The organism is Frankia canadensis (assembly GCF_900197875.1).
In the GTDB taxonomy this organism is placed as follows: domain Bacteria; phylum Actinomycetota; class Actinomycetes; order Frankiales; family Frankiaceae; genus Frankia; species Frankia canadensis.
Map to the genome: position 1 here is coordinate 1 of NZ_FZMO01000508.1, position 640 is coordinate 640.

The 640-nt window shown below is 67.2% G+C and carries 2 pseudogenes; one reads left to right on the plus strand and one right to left on the minus strand.

What is annotated here, in order from left to right:
• Positions 1-217: 217 nt before the first annotated feature.
• Positions 218-328: pseudogene (locus C1A33_RS26965) on the minus strand (IS6 family transposase); the annotation flags it as partial.
• A 124-nt stretch (positions 329-452) separates the two neighbouring features.
• On the opposite strand from C1A33_RS26965, the pseudogene C1A33_RS35990 reads away from it, so the two are divergent.
• Positions 453-640 (plus strand): annotated as a pseudogene (locus C1A33_RS35990) (hypothetical protein); the annotation flags it as partial.

The following is a 640-nucleotide window of genomic DNA, read 5'->3' on the forward strand; positions in this document are numbered from 1 at the left end:
CCGACGCGGCCCGCGCGGGCGTGGGTAGCCCCGCGACCGCCACCGCACAGCTCACACCGATGCCGAGGCGGACCAGCGGCTTCATCCGCGCCCCACCCTCCCAGCGCTTCACTTTCTGTGCTGTCATGGTTACTGCTCGTACCCATACTGGGGTCCGCGTAATCTCACGCAGCGTGAACCCGGCCCCTTCCGGCTGACGTCGCTCAGCGCGTTAGAACAGGGCGTAGCGCAGGTACCAGCCCACTGCCAGCACGATCACGTCCGGCGGGAACCGGAATCCCGTGAACTCCGAGGCCGGAGTCGGTGGGCGAGTACGACAACGACGCATCACTTGATCGGGCCTGATCGGCCGCCGCGCCCGGCCAATGCAACAGCGCCGCCTACGCTAGTCTCAGTTTCCGCTGGTCAGCGACGCCCGGCAGCCCTGTTCGCGTGCGCATTCGGAGCTGCTCATGCCGTCGCCCCTGCTGGTCCGCGATGCCCGCGTCGTGACGATGGACCCGCAACGCAGGGTTCTCGACCGCGGTTATGTCGCCGTCACCGGTGACACGATCACCGCAGTCGGGCCGATGGCCGAGTGCCCTGAGCCTGGATGCACCGATGAATGCGGTGATCTTCTCGGGGTCGACTGTAATGGCTG